This window comes from Mesorhizobium sp. M7D.F.Ca.US.004.03.1.1, from assembly GCF_003998635.1.
GTDB classification, from domain to species: Bacteria; Pseudomonadota; Alphaproteobacteria; order Rhizobiales; family Rhizobiaceae; genus Mesorhizobium; species Mesorhizobium loti.
The window spans coordinates 1-5,552 of record NZ_RZQG01000377.1; the positions used below are offsets into that span (position 1 = coordinate 1).

Consider the following 5,552-nt stretch of genomic DNA (forward strand, 5'->3'; position numbering starts at 1 on the left):
GAGGGCCTGGATTCGGGCTCGGAGGCTGCCGGGCAAGGTGATGTCGATTTCGACAACGATGCGTTCGACGCGGCTTTGGCCAAAAGCCTTGACCCGCGTGAGGTGGCCCGGGACAATTCGGCGGATTCTCTCGATTGGCTGGCGGAACGTTCCACGCCGCCAGAGCCGGCCCGTTCGTGGAGCCGCGTGACGCCGGTTCCGCAGCAGCCGTCATTCAGCGCTCAGCCTGCGTTTAGCGCTCAGCCGGCCGCTTCGATGGCATCCATGGCCGCAGCGCCGGCAGTCGCCGCGGCGACTGCCTACCGTTCGGCCGAGCCGGTCGAGACCGTCACGCCCGCAGCCCCTGTATCGGCGCCGCAATCCCGCCAGCCCGCGCGTTACGAAGACATGCCCGATGTCGAGACCGTCGATGTGCCCGAGCGTGTCGTTGCGCTGGCGGACGATCTCGATATTCCGGAACTGCACTTCGAGGAAGATCAGCCGGCGACGTCTGGCTATGACGATCTCGACGCCGAGTTCTCCAGCCTTCTCTCCGAGATGAACGCGGTGGAGGTCGCTGCCGCTCCCGCAGGCAGCGTTGCCGGCGCATCTTACGATGATGACTCCTACGCCACGGGCTTCAAGCCGGGCTATGACAGCGTCAGCACTGGCTACGACAGCGTCAAGCCGGGCTATGACGGGATCAAGCCGGGTTATGAGCCGGAAGCGCGGACATATGCGGCGCGGCCGATGGACATGTCTGCCCGCGCGGCGGCGCCCACGGGTTATGCCGATGCCTCCGATGGATTCGATCTCGACAGTCTGCCCGGCAGCCAGCCGGTTTCACAGGCGGATGATTTCACCGTCGATGAACTGGACTACGATCCCGAACTCGACGAGGCGATGGCTGTTCCGGGGCTCGGCGAGCGCGAGGCCGCGAGGCCTTCGCGCGGACGTGGCCTGTTCATCGCCGCGATTGTCGGCGCGGTGGCGGTCGCAGGCGGCCTCGGTGCCTTTGCGCTGTCGTTCGGCGGCAAGGGCGGCAGCGATGCGCCCGTGATCGTCAAGGCCGACAACGCGCCGATCAAGGTCAAGCCGGAAAATCCGGGCGGCGCCGTGGTGCCGAACCAGGACAACAAGGTCTACGACGCGGTCAGAGGCGCCAAGCCCGCCGAGCCGATCCAGGAAAAACTGGTCACCAACACCGAAGAGCCGGTGGACGTCCAGGCGAAGGATCCGGCCCGCGCCATCGATCTTTCACCGGACCAGAACGCAGGTGCCGTTGGCACCGATGTCGGCAACGCCGCGCCAGCGGCCGGCAATGCCGCGCCAACGGCCGGCGACGCTTCGGCCGACAACATGGCGGCCGCGCCCAAGTCCGAGGATCGCATCGCGCAGGTGCTGCAGGAAGCCGACAAGGGCACTAATGCCGATGTCGTGGCTGTTGCGCCGCGCAAGGTGAGGACCATGGTGGTCAAGTCGGACGGTTCGCTGGTGCCGCGTGAAGATCCGGCGCCCGTCGCCCCGCAAGTGGCCGCAACGGAGCCGGTCGACCCGGCGCCGCAGCATGTTGCCCCGTCGGCGCAGGCCGATGCGGACCAGACCGGCACCGTGGCGCCCGCAGCCGCCCAGGCGGACGACGAGCCGGCCCTCAAGCCGGCGGCCAAGCCCAAGGCTGAGGCCAAGGCGCAGTCGGCCAACACGCCGGCCAAGGTTCCGCTCGCGCCGCAACGCCCGTCCGACCAGCCGGTCGACGTCGTCGGCGAGGTCAAGCCCGATCAGGTTGCATCCATCGATCCGGCATCGACCGCGACCGGCGGTGGTTCGTGGTCGATGCAGATCGCTTCACAGCCGACGGTCGAAAGCGCCCAGTCCAGCTACCAGGATCTGCAGCGCCGCTACGGCAGCGTGCTCGCCGGGCGTACCGCCAACATCGTCAAGGCCGAGATCGCCGGCAAGGGCACGTTCTACCGCGTGCGCGTCCCTGCCCAGTCGCGCAACGACGCGATCAATTTGTGCACCAGCTACAAGGCCGCCGGCGGCAACTGTTTCGTCTCGCGCTAGAGCCGGAGCCAACCGATAAAAGCCGGCGCGGTCACCGCGCCGGCTTTTTTCATGGGGAAAGCAGATCTGGCGTTCGACCGCTTGTGATCCGGATGATTCCCTTTGATCGCGCGAAGCTTTAGACTCGTGACATGACCGAATCAAAATCCATGATCCTCGGCTGTGCCGGGAAATCGCTCACCCGCGAAGAAATCAATTTCTATCGCAATGAATGCCCATGGGCCTTCATCCTGTTTGCGCGCAACATCGGCGAGACCGAACAGATCCGCGATCTGGTTGCCTCGATGCGCGACTGTATCGGGCGTCCGGACGCGCTGGTGTTCATCGACCAGGAAGGCGGCCGTGTACAACGCCTGCGGCCGCCGCTGGCGCCGAATTATCCGGCCGGTGGTGCGCTTGGCGCGCTGTGGCGCGACGACCATGATGCCGGCGCCCGCGCGGCCTGGCTGATGGCGCGGCTGCACGCCTTCGACCTGCTGCGCTACGGCATCACCGCCGATTGCCTGCCGGTGCTCGACGTGCCGATCGAAGGCGCCAGCGATGTCATCGGCGCGCGTGCCTATGGCAAGGACCCACGACCGGTGATTGAACTTGGCCGCGCCGCCGCGGAAGGGCTGATGGCAGGCGGCGTGCTGCCTGTCATGAAGCATATTCCGGGTCATGGACGCGCCTTTGCCGACACGCATTTCGAGTTGCCTGTGGTCAATGCCTCGCTCAGCGATCTGCAGCGGCATGATTTCGCCCCGTTCAGGGAGCTCAACCATCTGCCGATCGCAATGACGGCGCATGTCGTCTATAGCGCGATTGACCCCAACAATCCGGCGACCACCTCCGGCAAGGTCATCGACGAGATCATCCGGCGCGAAATCGGCTTTGACGGGCTGCTGATGAGCGACGACACCTCGATGAAGGCACTTTCTGGGGATTTCCCGACAAAGGCGGCCTCGATCCTTGCGGCGGGCTGCGATCTGGTCCTTCACTGCAACGGCGTTTTCGAGGAGATGGCCGGCATCGCATCGCGCACCACGGGGCTTGAGGGCACGTCGCTGGAGCGCGCAAAGCGGGCGCTGGCCTATATAAAGAACCGTGACACGGTCGAAGAAACCGAAATTCGTGCCGAATTCGCCACCTACTTCGATGCGGTGGCATAGCAAAGGGAAAGTGACAGGCGGTGGCGGAGACATTGGAAAGCAAGGCCGCAAAGGCCGCACCGATGGACCGTCTGTGGGCCGAGAATGACGATTCACGGGTCACCGGCGACCCGTCGCTGGTCGTCGACGTAGTCGGGTTCGAAGGCCCGCTCGATCTTCTGCTGCATCTTGCCCGCACCCAGAAGGTCGATCTGGCGCGCATTTCGATCCTGGCGCTGGTCGAGCAATATCTGACCTTTGTCGAGACGGCGAGGGCGCTCAGGCTCGAGCTTGCCGCCGACTATCTGGTGATGGCGGCGTGGCTGGCCTTCCTCAAGTCGAAGCTTTTGATCCCCAAGCAGCCGGGCGACGAGGGCGAAAGCGGCGAGGAACTGGCGGCGGTGCTGCAGTTCCGGCTCAAGCGGCTGGAAGCCATGCGCGACGCCTCGGCGCGCCTGGTCAACCGCAACCGGCTCGGCCGTGACGTGTTCGCGCGCGGCATGCCGGAAATGGTCATCGTCGAAAAGCGCAACGCCTATTCGGCCTCGCTCTACGATCTCCTGACCGCCTACGCCCAGCAGCGGCAGAAGCAGGCGATCAACAATGTCACGATCGCCAGGCGCGGTGTCTGGTCGCTCAAGGATGCGCGCGATATCCTGACCCGTCTGGTCGGGGCTCTGCATGACTGGGCGACGCTGGAAAGTTTTCTGATCGTGTACATGACCAGCCCCGAGGAGCGGCGCACGGCGATCGCCAGCTCGTTTGCGGCTACGTTGGAACTGGTGCGTGAGGGCACGATGGACATGCGGCAGGATGAAGTGTTCGCGCCGATCTATCTGCGCGGCCGCACGCAGGCAATCAAGGCAGTCGAGGTGGCATCATGAGCGAACGCGCCAACGCTTCGGTTATCCCATTCAAGGTCGGCGATGAAGCCGAAGAGGAGTCGCTTTCCCAGGACCCGACTGAGCAAAAGGTACACAATCCGGCGGAGCGGCTGCATCTGGGGGAAGCCGTGCGCATGGCCGAGGCGATCGTGTTCGCCAGCGCTGAGCCTGTCAGCGAAAAGCAGCTTGCGGCCCGCCTTCCAGATGGCATCAATATTGCCTTGGCCATGGCCGAGCTGCAGCAGATCTATGCCCGGCGCGGCGTCAATCTGGTGCGTATCGGCGACGCCTGGGCGTTCCGCACGGCCGGTGATCTCGCTTTCCTGATGAGCCGGGATACCGTCCAACAAAGGAAGCTCTCCCGCGCGGCCCTCGAAGTGCTGGCGATCATCGCCTATCACCAGCCGGTGACGCGCGCCGAAATCGAGGATATCCGGGGCGTCGAAACCTCGAAGGGTACGCTCGACACGTTGCTGGAAACGGAATGGGTGCGCATGCGCGGCCGGCGCAAAACGCCGGGACGCCCTGTCACCTACGGCACCACGGACACCTTCCTCGACCATTTCGCCCTGGAGGAGATCCGCGATCTTCCCGGCATGGAGGAACTGAAGGGGGCGGGGCTGCTTTCGGGCCGTATGCCGTCGAATTTCGCCATTCCGGTTCCGCCGTCCGATCCCGATGCGTTGACCGACGATGAGGATGCGCTGACCGACATCGATCTCGAGGAACTCGGCCTGTTGACGCCGCGCGTCACGGAAGATTGACTGGCATTGGCCGCCGATCTGTCGAGGATGCGCGGATTCGTAGCGGGCCATCACGTTGAAAATGCGTGACATCCGCCACCCTTTCATAAACTCTGTCGCAGTTGTGTTTGAATCCCAACGCGAAAACGCATAGATCATCGCCAGGGAAAACATTCGAGAGAGATTTGCTATGGGTTCATTTTCGATTTGGCACTGGATGATCGTGCTGGTGATCGTGCTTTTGGTGTTCGGCCGCGGCAAGATTCCCGAGCTGATGGGCGACATGGCCAAGGGCATCAAGAGCTTCAAGAAGGGCATGGCCGACGACGACGTTGCCGAAGACAAGCGCACTGTCGAACACCGCGCCGACGAGACCGTTGCGGCCGCGAAGGAAAAAGCCAGCAAGAGCTGAGCCAAAGGTTCTAGTCGGAACAGAGTGCCATGTTTGAAGTCGGCTGGACCGAAATGCTGGTCATCGCGATCGTCATGATCGTGGTCGTCGGGCCCAAGGATTTGCCCAATATGCTGCGCACCTTCGGCCGCACGACGGCGAAGCTGCGCGCTATGGCGTCCGATTTCCAGAAACAGTTCAACGAGGCGCTTAAGGAAGCCGAGCTCGATGACGTCAAGAAGTCGGTCGACGAGCTCAGGGGTCTCAGCCCGATGGCCGAGATCAGGAAGCAGCTCAATCCGTTCGAACAGGCTGCGGCCGACGTTCGCTCCGGCGTCGACGCGGCGATGAAGCCGAAGCC

At 64.0% G+C, this 5,552-nt stretch carries 6 protein-coding genes; all 6 read left to right on the top strand.

Translation table 11 applies throughout. The annotated features are described in order from the left end of the window. A partial coding sequence (locus tag EN935_RS20290) for an SPOR domain-containing protein (protein WP_206534546.1) occupies positions 1–2,043 on the top strand: 2,043 nt, incomplete at its 5' end. A gap of 131 nt (positions 2,044–2,174) precedes the next feature. Beyond that, positions 2,175–3,194, top strand: coding sequence for a beta-N-acetylhexosaminidase (gene nagZ, locus EN935_RS20295; RefSeq protein ID WP_127265653.1), 1,020 nt, complete (start codon positions 2,175–2,177; stop codon positions 3,192–3,194). A gap of 62 nt (positions 3,195–3,256) precedes the next feature. After that, positions 3,257–4,057 carry a ScpA family protein gene (locus EN935_RS20300; RefSeq protein WP_127265654.1) on the top strand — a complete coding sequence of 267 codons (801 nt, stop codon included), beginning with the start codon at positions 3,257–3,259 and terminating at the stop codon, positions 4,055–4,057. Next, the gene (gene scpB / locus EN935_RS20305; RefSeq protein WP_127265652.1) at positions 4,054–4,821 is read left to right on the top strand and encodes an SMC-Scp complex subunit ScpB; all 768 of its coding nucleotides are present in this window, start codon (positions 4,054–4,056) and stop codon (positions 4,819–4,821) included. Before EN935_RS20300 ends, scpB begins: the two co-directional genes overlap by 4 nt. Positions 4,822–4,990: 169 nt before the next feature. Beyond that, positions 4,991–5,212, top strand: coding sequence for a twin-arginine translocase TatA/TatE family subunit (locus EN935_RS20310; protein ID WP_013531295.1), 222 nt, complete (start codon positions 4,991–4,993; stop codon positions 5,210–5,212). Between the two features lie 29 nt (positions 5,213–5,241). After that, the coding region (gene tatB / locus EN935_RS20315) for a Sec-independent protein translocase protein TatB (protein WP_127373557.1) at positions 5,242–5,552 on the top strand (311 nt) is incomplete at its 3' end.